This is a genomic window from Gordonia mangrovi, from assembly GCF_024734075.1.
GTDB classification, from domain to species: domain Bacteria; phylum Actinomycetota; class Actinomycetes; order Mycobacteriales; family Mycobacteriaceae; genus Gordonia; species Gordonia mangrovi.
Genome location: NZ_CP102850.1, coordinates 4,987,482 through 5,000,827, shown reverse-complemented (window position 1 = coordinate 5,000,827; position 13,346 = coordinate 4,987,482). Strand labels below are relative to the sequence as shown.

Annotated in this window: 12 protein-coding genes; 2 read left to right on the top strand and 10 right to left on the bottom strand. The window is 68.0% G+C overall.

Going from position 1 to position 13,346, the window contains the following annotated elements:
• Nucleotides 1-83: 83 nt before the first annotated feature.
• Both NWF22_RS22670 and NWF22_RS22665 read right to left on the bottom strand, forming a co-directional pair.
• Nucleotides 84-782, bottom strand: coding sequence for a response regulator (locus NWF22_RS22670; protein ID WP_160902278.1), 699 nt, complete (start codon nt 780-782; stop codon nt 84-86).
• Complete coding sequence (locus NWF22_RS22665; RefSeq protein ID WP_258321249.1) at nt 782-1,972, bottom strand: sensor histidine kinase; 1,191 nt, start codon at nt 1,970-1,972, stop codon at nt 782-784. Before NWF22_RS22665 ends, NWF22_RS22670 begins: the two co-directional genes overlap by 1 nt.
• A gap of 169 nt (nt 1,973-2,141) precedes the next feature.
• Here NWF22_RS22665 and NWF22_RS22660 point away from each other — a divergent pair, with 169 nt between their 5' ends.
• On the top strand, nt 2,142-2,720 hold the full coding sequence (locus tag NWF22_RS22660; RefSeq protein WP_160902279.1) for a universal stress protein: 579 nt from the start codon (nt 2,142-2,144) through the stop codon (nt 2,718-2,720).
• Here the strand turns inward: NWF22_RS22660 and NWF22_RS22655 are convergent.
• The 4 genes from NWF22_RS22655 to NWF22_RS22640 all read right to left on the bottom strand — a co-directional run bounded on the left by NWF22_RS22655 (nt 2,644) and on the right by NWF22_RS22640 (nt 6,014).
• Nucleotides 2,644-3,741, bottom strand: a complete 1,098-nt coding sequence (locus NWF22_RS22655; RefSeq protein WP_160902280.1) for an AraC family transcriptional regulator — start codon at nt 3,739-3,741, stop codon at nt 2,644-2,646. The two genes, NWF22_RS22660 and NWF22_RS22655, sit on opposite strands and share 77 nt — an antisense overlap.
• A gap of 3 nt (nt 3,742-3,744) precedes the next feature.
• Nucleotides 3,745-4,731, bottom strand: coding sequence for a helix-turn-helix domain-containing protein (locus NWF22_RS22650; RefSeq protein WP_160902281.1), 987 nt, complete (start codon nt 4,729-4,731; stop codon nt 3,745-3,747).
• 14 nt (nt 4,732-4,745) lie between these two features.
• On the bottom strand, nt 4,746-5,120 hold the full coding sequence (locus NWF22_RS22645; RefSeq protein WP_160902282.1) for a helix-turn-helix domain-containing protein: 375 nt from the start codon (nt 5,118-5,120) through the stop codon (nt 4,746-4,748).
• A 72-nt stretch (nt 5,121-5,192) separates the two neighbouring features.
• Nucleotides 5,193-6,014: an alpha/beta fold hydrolase gene (locus NWF22_RS22640; protein ID WP_160902283.1), complete on the bottom strand. Its 822-nt coding sequence runs from the start codon at nt 6,012-6,014 to the stop codon at nt 5,193-5,195.
• Nucleotides 6,015-6,301: 287 nt separating this feature from the next.
• Here NWF22_RS22640 and NWF22_RS22635 point away from each other — a divergent pair, with 287 nt between their 5' ends.
• On the top strand, nt 6,302-7,132 hold the full coding sequence (locus NWF22_RS22635; protein ID WP_160902284.1) for an alpha/beta hydrolase: 831 nt from the start codon (nt 6,302-6,304) through the stop codon (nt 7,130-7,132).
• Between the two features lie 38 nt (nt 7,133-7,170).
• On the opposite strand, the gene NWF22_RS22630 is transcribed toward NWF22_RS22635, so the two are convergent.
• From NWF22_RS22630 to NWF22_RS22615, 4 genes are all read right to left on the bottom strand, one after another.
• Nucleotides 7,171-8,448, bottom strand: coding sequence for an acyl-CoA dehydrogenase family protein (locus NWF22_RS22630; RefSeq protein WP_160902285.1), 1,278 nt, complete (start codon nt 8,446-8,448; stop codon nt 7,171-7,173).
• A 35-nt stretch (nt 8,449-8,483) separates the two neighbouring features.
• Nucleotides 8,484-9,899, bottom strand: coding sequence for a phosphotransferase family protein (locus NWF22_RS22625; protein ID WP_160902286.1), 1,416 nt, complete (start codon nt 9,897-9,899; stop codon nt 8,484-8,486).
• A gap of 98 nt (nt 9,900-9,997) precedes the next feature.
• Nucleotides 9,998-11,497, bottom strand: coding sequence for a CoA transferase (locus NWF22_RS22620; RefSeq protein ID WP_160902287.1), 1,500 nt, complete (start codon nt 11,495-11,497; stop codon nt 9,998-10,000).
• Complete coding sequence (locus NWF22_RS22615) at nt 11,494-13,296, bottom strand: acyclic terpene utilization AtuA family protein (RefSeq protein WP_202398589.1); 1,803 nt, start codon at nt 13,294-13,296, stop codon at nt 11,494-11,496. Before NWF22_RS22615 ends, NWF22_RS22620 begins: the two co-directional genes overlap by 4 nt.
• Nucleotides 13,297-13,346: the final 50 nt, after the last annotated feature.

The window sequence follows — 13,346 nt, the reverse complement described above, 5'->3', positions numbered from 1 at the left end:
ATCGGCGCTGTGATGCCAATACATGTCGATCAGACGCCGACGGTCGGTCAAACCCTGTCGGTAGGTCAAACCGCTTCGGCCGGTCACATACCGTCGGATCCGTTCGGGATCACCAGCGAATGATCGAATGCGTAGACGATCGCCGCGGCGCGGTCACGGAGATCGAGTTTGGTGAAGATGTGATTGACGTGGCTCTTGACCGTGACCTCGGAGATGAACAGCCGGGTGCCGATCTCGCGGTTCGTATGCCCGCGCGCCATCAGTTTCAGCACGTCGAGCTCGCGGTCGGTGAGCCCGTGATCCGGTGACATCGACGTGGCCGGAGCCGAACGCCGAAAGCCGTGCAGGACACGTGCGGTCACCGCAGGATCCAGAAACGCACCATCGGCGACAACGGCCCGTACCGCCCAGATCAGCGACTCGGCCGGCGAGTCCTTCAGGATGAATCCGGCCGCACCGGCACGCAACGCCCCCGACAGCAACCGATCGTCATCGAAGGTGGTGAGTACGAGAACGGGCGGGGGGTCGGCCATTCGACCGACCGAAACGGTCGCGGTGATGCCGTCTACGTGGCGCATCCGGAGGTCCATCAGGATGATGTCGGGCCTACAGGCCGAGGCGGCGGTGACCACCTCGCTCCCGTCGCCGCACTCCCCGACGATCTCGAAGCCATCGCGCGCTCGCAGTATTCGGCGCAACCCGGTGCGTACCAACTCTTGATCGTCGACGAGCATCACCCGGGTCGGGGTCGCGTCCACCGGCACGGGACGAGTCGATGTCATCAGGCCCCCGTCCGCTCGGGTGAGGTCTGCTCGGATGAGGCCTGCCCGGGTGAGGTGCGCTGGTGGGTGGCCGGGAAGATGGCGCGCACCACCCATTCGCCGGAGCCGGGAATCGCGTCCACCGCGCCACCCAACAGACTCGCCCGCTGCTTCATCCCCTCGATCCCCGACCCGTCGGTTCCCCGTCGTGCGCCCGGCGTATAGGGATTGCTCACCCACAGCGACACCTCGTCGTCGGCGTGCAATGCGATCGACGCCGACGGCGCGGGGGCGTGCTTCACCACGTTGGCCAGAGATTCCTGGGTGATGCGGTAGAGGGCGGATCCGATCGGCCCGGGGATGGCGGCGAGGTCTCCGCGCAGATCGAATTCGACCGTCAACCCGGCCTTGCGATACTCCTCGACGAGTCCCTCGACGTCACAGGCACCTGGGGTGGGTGCCGATTCGGCGGCGTCGGTGCCGAGCACCTTGACGATGTACCGGATCTCGGTCATCGCCTGCCGCCCCAGTCGTTCGGCGTCTTCGAGAGCCTCGAGCGCGTCGGTGCTGTCACCGTCGGCGAGCGCGCGTCGCGCGCCGGTCACGTTGAGCATGGTGATGGACAGCGAATGTGCGATCACATCATGCACCTCGCGGGCGATCCGCCGGCGTTCATCACTGGCCGCGCGGTCGGCCCGCACGCGCTGTGCGCGGACCTCGTTCTCCGACAGTAGTTTCTGGTACAGCATCATGTAACCGACCAGCCAGCCGCACAGGATCGCGAGGAGGTAGGCGGCCGGAGACTGGAGGTGATCGGTCAGGCTGCCGACGACGACCACCGCGATCGACAACGCCAACACCCCGACGCTCGCCCGCAGCGATTCCATCGCGGCGGCGATCGCCGTGCTCAGGGCGAGGAACAGCGGTGCGATGTCGAGCGACACGGGATCCATCAGCATCAACCCGGTGGACACCGCGGCGAGGATGCTGCAGGGCAGCTTGCTCTGCAGCCACAGATCGAGCAGCAGCGAGGTCAACGCCACAGCCGCACCCATCAGTGCCCACCACGGCGGACCGATCGGTACGCGTTGGGCCGTCGCAGCGGTGACGATCGTGAACGAACCGAGCAACGTCACCGCGGAGAAGAGCGGCGGGTAGCCCTCACCCGCCAGCTCTATCCGGCTACGTATCCACCTCATCGACGAACTCACCGCCACAAGGATATGCGGTCGGTGCACATGGTCATCGCATTGCGGGTGGATCCGCCCTCCACCCGAGGGTGGACAAGGGTTCCGTCCGCGGCATGCAGATCAGTGGTCGCGAGCTGCTTAGCGTGATGAGTACCGGCGATCGAATCCGACCACACCCGAGGTGAGACCAATGACCATGTGTGCACTCAGCCACCTGCAGCGGTGGCACGCAGAATCGACTTCCCTTCTGCCGCACGGCATCGTGGTGGTCGGGTTCAGCGACACGCCGGCGTCGCGTACGGCTGCGCTGACCCAGGCCGCTGCCGTCGACGAGCAGAGCCGGATCGTGCTGGCGATGGCCACGACCCGACCACGTCCGCCGCGCTCGGACACCATCGGCCACGATGCTCTCAAGGTCGAGTCCTACTTGCTGTCGGAGCGCGCGATAGTGGACGAGAAACTTCGCGGAGCAAAGGAATCGGTCGCGCGTCGCACCTCGGCACCGGTGACCACCGAGACCGTGGTCGATGACCCGGTCCACGGACTCGCCGACATCGTCGCCCGAACGCGCGCGACCGCTGTGGTCGTGGGGATGGGTGCCCGCCGCCCCAGCCGGCAGGTGCGGCGGATGGCTCGCGCGCTGCCCGACGGCGTCGCGCTCTACGCCACAGACGGTCGCCATCATGTGCGTGTCATGCCTCGGATGACGGTGCCGGCCGGCGATCGTCGCCCGGTGCTGGGGCCGCTGCCCCACCCGGCCGGGGCGTGAGGCGCGCGGGGCGATTCGCCGCCCGCCAGGCGGTCGGTGTCATGTGGAAGCGGTCGCGGAAGCGATGCGTGAAATGAGTCGAATCGACGAACCCGTGTGCTCGCGCGATCGCCTCGATCGTCAGATGCGGACGGTTCACCAGTGCCACCCGGGCGCGATCGAGTCGCAACCCGATGATGTGGTCGGAGAGTCGATGTCCGGTGGGCTCCCACAGCTTGTAGAGGCTGCGGACGGAGATGTCATGCGCCCGCGCGATGGACTCGGCGGACAGTCCCGGGTCGGTCAGATGCTGTGCGACGTATCGGCGGATGGATTCGAGGCGATCGTCGGCGTTCTCGGACTCGGAGCCGTCGAGGATCAGCTCCCGGGTCAGCCGGGCAGTGGGCGCGTTGAGTTCCGCCAGGATCGCCGGGCACGCGGTCGCCACCCCGAGCAACTCGGTCAGGAACGACAGGTACACCGCATACAGCGACCGCGCCGGCCGCGGTCGCCGCACCGACGCGCGGACCGATGACGGCGGGAGGTGAAGGGCGGCGGCGTCGACGTGCACCACCACGGCGGTTCCGCGGTCGGCCCGGCGGAAGTCGACGGGAGCGGCCGGATCGACGACGATGAGGACCGGCTCGGGCCCGGCCGATCGGACCAGCACGCCGTGCTGCCGGAGAGTCCACTCACCCGGCGAGAGCATGGCGACGGCGACCCGGTCGAAGTCGGTCGCGGCGAGTCGGGACGGGGTGGTCGCGACCGCGACCGGATCCATGTTCGCCCTCATCAGCGAGATGCCCTCGCCGACCGGCCAGGTGTCGACCTTCGCGTAGAAGTCGGGGCGTCGATGCAGCGGGGTGACGCGGGCAGCGGTCGAACCGCCGGCGGCACGCAGTGCGGCGGTCAGTCGTGCCGACAGGTCCGGCGCACCGAGTGCAGGCGCCGCGGGATCAGACGCAGCGGGATCAGACGCAGCGGGATCAGAGGCAGCGGGATCAGAGGCGGGGCCGCCGCCGATGTCGAGAATCACCGCCATCGGTCACCCCGGATCGGGTCGCCGACCGCTCGGCGCGGTGTGCGTGCGGACGTTCATCTGTCGCCATGTCCGTGGCGAGAGGCCGTACAACTGCCGGAATCGGCGGCTGAAGTGGGAATCGTTGACGAAGCCGCACCTGCGGGCGATCACCGCAACGGGTATCTCGCGCATGTCCGGTCGGGCGAGTTCGTCGCGAGCGCGGTCCAGGCGCTCGGCGATTATCCACTGTTCCAGGCTGAAATCGGCTGCGGCGCAGAGTTTGAACAGTCGCCGCTGGGAGATCCCGTGGGCGGAGGCGATCGCAGCGGGGCTGAGAGCGGGATCGGTCAGATGTCGCCGCACATACGCCCGAATCCGCGGTAACAGCATCTCGGTCATCGAGCCCCGGGCGTAGTCGATGTCGTACGCCGACGCCAGCAGCGTGCGGACCAGGTCGATGCTGGTCTCGCCGAGAGCATGTGCGGCATGTCCCGTACTGAGTGTCTCCGCATGCACGGTGAGTGCGTCGATGTGGTTCAGCACCATCCGATACAGGGGACTCGCCGGCAGGCGCTCGGCGGCAGTGCGGATCACCTCGTGCGGCAAACCCACGGCTTCGACCGGGACATGCAGACAGCGGGATGCGCCCATGCCGGCGAGTTGATAGTCGTAGGTGGAGTTCAGATCCATCAGCATGAGTTCGTCGGGATGTGCGTACCGCTGCGTCCCGAACTGCTCCTGCATGCCGACACACTTCTCGTGTACCGCGATCGCGAGCATCTCTCCCGGTCCGGAAGAGATCTGGCGTGGCGTCCGGATCAGCCGGAAGCCGGTCATCTCCGCACGGAAGATGCTGGCGGCGCCGTAGGTCCACACGTCCATCCGCGACGACACCGCGGCTTCGTCCGCCAGCCGTACCGTCGACGGCACCGATTGCTCTTGCATTGCGGCACAGGTGGCCTCGACTCGCTCGGTGGGGTTGAGCTCGGCGGTGGAGAAGACCATGACCATCTCAGTGCACCACCTCAGGGGCGTTCGTGGTGCGGGCGGTCGGGCGGGTGCTCGGCGGATGCGATCTGTTGCCAATCGCTCGGTGAGATGCCATATGCGGTCGTGAACTCCTCGATGAACAGCGAAGGGTTCCCGAAGCCCCATCGTCGCGACTGTTCGGGGTCCCACCCGACGGTCTGCCGCGCGAGTGCGTCGTGGGCGAGACGAAGACGCTCGGCGACGATCCACCGATCGAGATCGAACTGGGTGGCTGCCGCGAGGTCCCGGAGTTGGGCCGTGGACACCCCCAGATTATCGGCGATCATGCGTTCCGACAGGTCGAGATCGGTGAGATGGCCTCGGACGAAGTCCGCGACCTCGCGGGTGAGATCTTCCGGCGGCAGCTCCATGTCGACCATCTCCGATGGTGTGCACGGACGATCAGGGTGTGCGGTGGCGACACGGTCACGCGGTCGCTGTGGTCAGGCCGTGGCGGCCTGACGAATGATGGCCGACACCGCATCGGGCTGCGAGACCAGCGAGGCATGGCTCGCGTCGATCTCGCTCGTGTGACCGGGAGCGGCGCGCGACGCCATGAAGCGCTGCAACGCAGGCGGGATCACGCGATCCTGACGCGACACCAGATACCAGCTGGGCACTGTCGTCCAGGACGCATCGCCGGACGGTTCCAGGTTCGCGACGAGTGCGGCCGACTTCTGGTGGGCGAACATGTCGGCCGCCGTGGCGGCACTGACGTCCTGGGCGAAGATGTCGCGGAAGTAGGGTTCGGCGATGTAGCCGTCGAGATTCTTGCCTCCGGGCACGGTCGGGTCGTCGACGACTTTCAGCTGCAGTGCCGGGGGCAGCAGTCGGCTGCCCGGATAGGTGATGGGGTTGAGCAGGCCCTGCACGAACTCGCCGCGCTCGGGCGCGAATGCGGCGATGTACACGTTGGCCACCACGTCGTCATCGTGGGTGTTGGTGATCACCATCCCGCCATACGAATGCCCGACGAGCACGATCGGCCCCGATATCGACGCGAGTTGCTTGCGCAAGAGTCCGGAATCGTATGCCGGCCCACGCAGTGGGTTGTCGAAGGTCTGTACCCCGAACCCGTCTTCGCGCAGTGTGGCGGCAACGTCACGCCACCCCGACGAATCGGCGAACGCGCCATGCACGAGGACGACGGTCGGTGTGGGGCCGGTGACCGCACCGGCCGGGGTCGACAGGCCGATCGCACCGAGCACGGCCAGCAGGATGACTCCGAGCATGCGGACAGCTCGGATGAGCGCGGTGTCGGACATGACCACTCCCTCTCGTCGACGGTGGTGTCACGGTACGGCGCCCGGGGACGGCGAAACTGGTCGATAGTGCAGGCGTCTGTGCCCTCCGCGCACGGCGGGTGTCTGTGCCCGCCGTGCACGGCAGGCCGCCGAATGCGCGACGCGACGCGTGCTCTGTCAGGACAGAAGTGTGCAGCCTGGGCCAGAGCGCGACAGACACACGGCGCTAGGGTGCGATCCCACAGGTCGTTGTCGCCGAGCAGATCTCGGCCATGCGAGACCGCCACCGGCGGCGAACGGAGCACACCATGACACCTTCCGCGCCCGACACCGTCGTGCTGGTCCACGGGTTGTGGATGACCCCACGCAGCTGGGAACACTGGGTGGGGCACTTCGAGAAGGCAGGTATGCGGGTGTTGACGCCCGCGTACCCGGGCTTCGAGATCGAGGTGGAGGCGCTGCGCGCCGATCCGCGGGTGATCGCGGAGTTGACGGTTGACGCGACCGTCGAGCATCTGGCCGCGGTGATCGAGGAGGTGCCGAACCCGCCGGTCATCATCGGTCACTCGTTCGGCGGCACACTCACTCAGTTGCTGGTCGATCGTGGTCTGGGCGCGGCGGCGGTGGTGATCGACTCGGCACCCACCGAGGGGGTGCTGGTCACCCCGCCGTCGCAGCTCAAAGCACTGTTTCCGATCCTGCGCAATCCGGCCACGCGGCATCGCGCGGCCGGATTCACCGCCGAACAATTCCACTACGCCTTCACCAACACCCTCAGCGAGGAGGATTCGCTGGCCGTGTACGAGCGGTACGCGATTCCTGCACCCGGGTCGTGGGTGTGGCGCTACGGGGTCTTCGCGAACCTGACCCCCCGCCATCTCGAGACGTGGGTCGACTACTCACGCGACGACCGCGCCCCGCTGCTGTTCATCGCGGGCGGTGCGGACAACATCATGCCGGCGGCGGTGAACAAGTCCAACGCTCGCCGCTACCGCAAGTCGTCGGCCGTCACGGAGTACTTCGAGTTTCCGGGGCGGTCCCACTGGACGTGCGCCGAGCCCGGCTGGGAGGAAGTGGCCGACCATGCGCTGCGGTGGGCGCTCGACCAGGTCTCCGGTGGCGCCCGGGTCGTCGAGTAGCCGGACCCGTCGCTGTCCCGGACGGACCGTGCGTGCGGTCACCGCGACGGGCTACCGACTCCCTTCGGTGCCCCTGCCGACATGAAGCCGAACAGATAGCCGGCGATGCGGCGCATCTGGATCTCGTCGGCGCCCTCGGTGATCCGGTAGCGACGGTGATGCCGGTAGATGTGCTCGAACGGTTCGTGACGTGAGTAGCCACGCCCGCCGAAGACCTGCATGGCCTGATCGGCTGCGTCGCAACACAGACGATTGGCCTGGTAGTTGCACATCGAGACCTCCTGGGAGGCCGAGAACGGACCGAAGGTGTCCATCTTCCAGGCCGTCTCCCGGATCAGCGACCGCAGCATCGCCGCCCGGGTGTGCAACTCCACCAACGGGAACTGGATCGCCTGATTGGTCGACAGCTTCTTGCCGAACGGAGATCTCTCGTTGGCATGCCCGACCGCCCGGTCGATGCAGTACTGCGCCGCGCCCAGGCTCGAGGCGGCCTGACGGATCCGGTTCTCGTTGAAGAAGTGCTGCACGATCTGCAGGCCCCGCCCTTCCTCCCCCATGATCGCCGAGTGCGGAACACGGACATCCCGCAGCGTGATGTGGGCGTGGTCGGTGGGCATGTTGAAGGTCCACAGATACTCCTCGACGGTGAAGCCGACGGCCTGCGGATCGACCAGGAATGCGGTGATGCCGCGTGCGTCGCCGGCCTCGCCGCTGGTCCGGGCGAAGATGATGTCGCGATGTGCCACATGGATTCCGGTGTTCCAGGTCTTCTCACCGTTGATCACCCAGGTGTCGCCGTCGCGAACCGCCGTGGTCTCCATGTGGGTGGCGTCGGAGCCATGCTCGGGTTCGGTGATGCCGAAGGCGAAGAACCGCTCGCCGGCCGCGAGCGCCTCGACCCATTCGTCCTTCTGTTCGGGCGAACCGTACTCGAGCATCAGCAGCAACCCGATGTTGTTGCCGACGACGGCGTGTTCGTTCTGCAGATCGCAGTGCAGCCCGAGTCCCTTGGCGGCCAGGTGTTCTCGGATGACGGCCATGGACAGATTGGATCCGTCACGACCGCCGTACTCGGCCGGGAACGGATACCGGAAATGTCCGGCCGCGTCGGCGCGCCGCCGTGCCTCACGCAGCAACGCCTCCCAGTCGGCGCTGGGCAGTCCGCCGCGATCCCAGTCGGTGCGTGCATCCTCACGTCGGTGATCGAAGAATCGGATGTTGTCGTCGGCCTCCTCGAGCGGGACGATCTCGGCGGCGATGAACGCATCCAGTTCGGCCAGGTAGTCCGTCAGTGATTCGGGCAGTGCGAAGTCCACGTGTCAAGCGCCTCTCGGTCGGCAGATCGGGTCGGTCAGCAATCGGGTTGGGACAGATGTCGGGGGTTGGCGACCGTGAGACGGTCGACGACCTCGGCGGCGACGACGGCGCGAACGGCCTCGTCGGCACCGGACAGCGCGCCGCTGCGCAGCTTGTCGGCGAGTTCGGTGCTGCTGTGCACGCCGATGTCGGCCAGTCGTCGGCGGCTCGCCTCGGCCTGCCGGGGGCCGAGCAGCACCTGCCGGCGCACTGTCGAGAGCACGTTGCCGGCGACGCGGGTGCGGAAACGTACCTGCGGAGAGATGCCGCCATCGGCGGCGACCTCGTCGCTCAGGAAACCCGACAACGACTCGAGCAGGTCGAGCAGCGCAGGCGCGGTGTGCGGGTCCTCGTCGACGGTGCCGGCGGGCCGATCCGTGTCGAGTGGGTCGGGTATCGGCGTCGGCGTGGTGATTCCGAGGGCGAGCAGTGCGTCGAATTCCTGCTCGGCACTGCGTCGTCCGATGGCAGCGAGTTCCATCGAGCGCTCGGTGCCGTCGAGGTAACGGTTGGCCTGGGCGCCGCAGATGAGACCCCACCGAACAGTGGCATAGAGCTCCCACCACCGCAGCGTGTCCTCCGTCGGCCGCCACCCGGCCACCTGCGCGTAGGCGTCGAGCAGGTCGGCGCGCGAGCCCATCCCCGCAACCGGCCGCGGCACCCCGAATCGCCAGGCCTTGGTGCACAACCAGCCGAGGTCTTCCATCGGATCGCCGAGATGGGCCAACTCCCAGTCGAGTACGGCGGAGATCCGGTCGGGGGTGATCAGCAGATTGCCCAGGCGGAAGTCCCCGTGGACCACGGTGTCCGTCGGTGCGGCCGCGGGGCGATGGCGGTCGAGCCAGTCGACGGCGAGTACGAGACCGGCGGGCGCATCCGCGTATTCGCGACCAAACAGGGTGTGCAGCGCCTCGATCGGGTCGCCGGTGTGCTCGAGTCCGGTCGACGACGATTCCATGGCGTGGATACGGCCGAGTGCGGTGCCGGCCTGCCGTGCGAAGTCGGCACGGATCAGGCCGTAGGCGTCGTCGCGCAGAATGCGCCGCGCGATGGACTCGCCGTCGACGAAACGCATCACGGCATACGGGAAACCGAGAACGCTGTCCTCGTCGCTCGAATCGCTGAGGTCGAGGACCTCGGGAACCGGCACACCGGCCTCGAGTGCGGCGCGCAGCACGTCGACCTCGCTGCGCAGGCCACCGGCGCCGGGTTCGGCGGCCGGCGCCGCCCGCACGATGATCGCCTCGTCGCCGCGATCGCCGCGATCGTCGCCGATGGTGACCGCATAGGTGGTACGGCTCGCACCGGCGGGCAGCACACGGGCTTTGCGCAGCGTCACGGGGTGGCCCCGCGTGGCACTCAATCGTGCCGCGATCCGCTCGCCCACCTCGGCCGGATCGGTTGACCTCATCACGCCTGTCTCGGTCACTACTCGTGCCCCCTCACCCTTCACGGTCCGCCGATCCGACGCTACCCGACCCGACCGACCGCTCCCTCGGTTCGACGAAATCACCCCGACGCGAGCCATTCCGGCCGCGACGAACCCCGAGGGACGAGGATCGTGCGGTACTTCCCCGGCGTGTGTCCCATCTGTACCTGGTCGGTCACGCCCTGATACCGCCCGAGCGGCGTGTCGGCCGTGAACACCTCCGGATCGAGGTAGACATGGCGGTCGTCGTCCCCGGACCGGCCTGCCACACCATGTGCGTACTCGCGGTCGAACACGCCCATGCCCACGATCCACAGCGCGGCCCGTGTCAGCGACACGTGCACGCGGTAGCTCCCACCCTCTCGCGCACGTCGCGACAGGGCCTCCACGATGCCGGCGGCCATCAACCACGACACGATGTAGTCGTTCACCACCATGATAGGCGGCAGAGTGGGCCGGTCGCCGCCGCCTTCGAGCAGCATCATGCCGGCGAGGCTGCCCGCGGTCTGGTCGAACCCGACCCATGACGACCACGGTCCCGTCTCACCGTTGAGCGAGGCGGTCGCATAGACGATGCCGCGGTGACCGGCCGCGAGCTGCTCCGCGGAGAGCCCGATGCCGTCGAGGTAGCCCGGTCGCCGGTTGGCGTAGAAGACGTCCGCGTCGGCGAGCAGCTCCCGTAGGCGTTGCGCACCGCGGTCCCGGTAGGGGTTCAGCAGTGTCGAGCGGACCCCGACATTGGCGCTGACGTAGGTCGCATCGTGTTCGAACTCGTTGGGTCGCCACACGTTCAGGACATCGGCGCCGTGCAGCGCGAGGGCCCGGCCGACCCCGGCGCCGGCGATCACATGCCCCATCCCCAGTGCACGGATGCCGTCGAGCGGCTGGGCCGCACCCGCCGGCAGTGCGACCGGCTCCCCATCGGCGATCCTGGTGACCTCCACCAACGGCATGTCGGCGAGAACGTCATGAAAATGCGGTTCGTCGAGGATGTCCCCGACGGTGCGCACCATGGGCATCACGACACCCGCGGCGGCGCCGGCCTCCTCGAGGTCGGTGCCCTTCCAGGAGCCGATCGCCGCCGCGACAGCGTCCTCGTCGTCGGGCACCCCGAGCAGTTTCTGCGCCGCGACCTTGATCTTGGGATACGGGTTGAGCGGCATCATCCAGCGGTCGTCGGCGGTGCGATAGAAGCGGAACCCCAACGCATTCGACGGGTTCGCCGGGGTGCCGGCCGGATAGCCGTTGACCAGCTCCCAGCGGCGGTCGTAGAACGGGCACAAGCGGTGTGGTGCGCTGCGAAGGTCGACGGTGATGTCCTGGCCGTCGCCACCGCGCTCCTGCCACAGTTTGGCGATCGCGGCCGACTTCGCGGCCAGTGCGATCGCGGCGGCACCACCGAGCCGCAGAGTGCTCGGCACCACGGGGTCGGCGCCGAGAAACCGCACCACGCCACCGGTGTCGGCGGCGCCCATACCGATCCCGGCGAGCACATCGTCGAGGTGGGCCGACGGGTCGAACGCGTCGTCGGTGGCCGGCTGGTCGGTTGCGGCGCGCAGCCGATCGGTCAGGGTGCTCAACGCTGCTCCTGGTGGGTCGGTTCGTCGTCCGGGTCGGCGTCGAGCAGATCGTCGGGGATCAACACCTGGCGCGAACGCAGGTACTCCCCGATCGCCTTGCCGACCTGATCGACGCGGGTGTTCGACGATCCGCCGGTTCCCAACAGTCCCCGGATCACGAAGTGCACGGCCTGTAACTCCGGGAACTCGTGGCGATCCACGTCGAGGTCCTTCGCCTCGGGGATGAGCCGGCGCAGTTCGTCGCTGGTGAGGAAACCCTTCAACCACAACCAGACTCGCGGGTCGCGAGTCCAGATCCCGACGTTGCTGTTGCCGCCCTTGTCGCCGCTGCGGGCATGGGTCACCACCCCGAGGGGGGCACGCGTGACTCGATCGGGTAGCGGCGCTTCCTTCGGCTCCGGGTGGACGGGTTGGGCGAGCACGGACGTGGCGGTCGGCGCGGCGACCGAGATGGTCTGCCCGTCGTCGAGAACGGCCCGATGATGGAGTGCCGTCATCGGGAGCAGGCCCGGCCAGTAGTCGACCCGGGGCCGCGGTGACGAATGCAGTCCGGCCGCACCATCGTGGAAGTAGCCCGGGATGCCCTGCAGATACAGACTCCCCAGCCGACGGGCGAGATCTGCCCCGGCGAGGGCGTCGGCAGTCGCGGCGGTGGCCATCACCCGCAGGGCCACCGTCGCCGCCCACTGCGACTCGGGATCCTCTGCGGCGGTGCCGATGGGCGTCAGGTCGAGCGTCACCTCGTCGGACAGGTCCACCATGAGCTGATCGCGGATGAGCGCGATCTTCTCCTCCACATGCGGTGAGGTCACGAACACGGTGTTGACGACGGTGAACCCGATCGGGCCGAAGATCGCGACCTTGGTCGTGGGTGGCGGGGGTGCGCCACCGGCTCCGAAGACCGCGACACGGTCCGGCCCGGCATCGCTCACCCGCAGATCGTCGAGGCGAACGGTGACATCGGGGTTGAGATACACCGGTCCCTGGATCTCGTACATGATCTGCGCGGTCACCGTGTCGCGGGTGACCGCACCCCCGTCGCGCCGGTGTTTGGTGATGACACAGCCGCCGTCTGCGGCGATTTCGGCGATGGGAAAACCCGGGACGGTGCGATGCGGGACGTCGAGGAATCCGGAGAAGTTGCCACCGACGGCATGCGGCCCGCATTCGATGATGTGCCCGGCCACGACCGCACCGGCCAGAGCGTCCCAGTCGTCTGCGTTCCAGCCGTGCCACCACGCGGCCGGCCCCACCGTCAGTGAGGCATCGGTGACGCGTCCGCAGACCACGACGTCGGCGCCGGCGCTCAGGGCGGCCGCCACTCCCCAACCGCCGAGGTAGGCATTGGCGGCGAACGGTGTCGCAACCCACTCGCGCAACGGCGCACCACCGTCGAGGTTGTCGAACCGATGCCCGTCCTGCTGGAGTCGCGGCAGGTCGGCCAGGATGTTGTCGCCTTCGACGTGCGCGACTCGCAGCTCGACCCCTGCCGCCGATATCTCGTCGCGCAGTGCGGCGGCCAGTCCGGCCGGGTGGAAACCACCGGCATTGGTCACGATCTTGATGCCGCGGTCGGCGATCGCCGCGAGGTGTGGGCGTACCTGGTCGACAAAGTAGTCGACGTATCCGCGTCGAGGGTCGCGCTGATATGCGGCCGACAGCGAGGCCAGGGTGATCTCGGCGAGATAGTCGCCGACGAGCACGTCGAACGGATCACCCGCCATCGCCTCGTCGACGGCGGTGCGCCGGTCCCCGAAGTAGCCGGAGAAGTTCGCGACCCGGATCGGCTCGCGTGTCATGATGATCCTTCTTTCTCGCGGGGGTCCCCACCTGCCAGGCTAGGTCGCGC

Bases quoted from the DNA above. Each gene is read 5' to 3' on its own strand.
- NWF22_RS22670 (WP_160902278.1), bottom strand. From the start codon at position 782: ATGACATCGACTCGTCCCGTGCCGGTGGACGCGACCCCGACCCGGGTG.
- NWF22_RS22660 (WP_160902279.1), top strand. From the start codon at position 2,142: ATGACCATGTGTGCACTCAGCCACCTGCAGCGGTGGCACGCAGAATCG.
- NWF22_RS22655 (WP_160902280.1), bottom strand. From the start codon at position 3,741: ATGGCGGTGATTCTCGACATCGGCGGCGGCCCCGCCTCTGATCCCGCT.
- NWF22_RS22650 (WP_160902281.1), bottom strand. From the start codon at position 4,731: ATGGTCATGGTCTTCTCCACCGCCGAGCTCAACCCCACCGAGCGAGTC.
- NWF22_RS22645 (WP_160902282.1), bottom strand. From the start codon at position 5,120: ATGGAGCTGCCGCCGGAAGATCTCACCCGCGAGGTCGCGGACTTCGTC.
- NWF22_RS22640 (WP_160902283.1), bottom strand. From the start codon at position 6,014: ATGTCCGACACCGCGCTCATCCGAGCTGTCCGCATGCTCGGAGTCATC.
- NWF22_RS22635 (WP_160902284.1), top strand. From the start codon at position 6,302: ATGACACCTTCCGCGCCCGACACCGTCGTGCTGGTCCACGGGTTGTGG.
- NWF22_RS22625 (WP_160902286.1), bottom strand. From the start codon at position 9,899: ATGAGGTCAACCGATCCGGCCGAGGTGGGCGAGCGGATCGCGGCACGA.
- NWF22_RS22615 (WP_202398589.1), bottom strand. From the start codon at position 13,296: ATGACACGCGAGCCGATCCGGGTCGCGAACTTCTCCGGCTACTTCGGG.